Genomic DNA, 242 nt, shown 5'->3' on the forward strand with positions numbered 1-242 from the left:
ATCGCCGGTGATATTGCTGGTCTGATCCGCCCGAATACCCGTGTTATTTTCACAGAATCACCGGGCTCCAACACATTTGAAATTCAGGACATTCCGGCCATTGTCGCGGTTGCCCGTGAACATGACATCATTACCATGATGGATAATACCTGGGCGACACCGCTATACCTCAAAGCGCTGGATTTCGGCATTGATATCAGTATTCATGCAGGCACCAAATATCCTTCAGGTCATTCTGATGT

1 protein-coding gene is annotated in these 242 nt (G+C 47.9%); it reads left to right on the plus strand.

The window, feature by feature from the left end; translation table 11 throughout:
• Positions 1-242: PLP-dependent transferase (locus HBA93_RS23045; protein WP_221724777.1), on the plus strand; the 242-nt coding region annotated here is incomplete at both ends.

This window comes from Ochrobactrum sp. SFR4, from assembly GCF_019730395.1.
GTDB lineage: Bacteria > Pseudomonadota > Alphaproteobacteria > Rhizobiales > Rhizobiaceae > Pseudochrobactrum.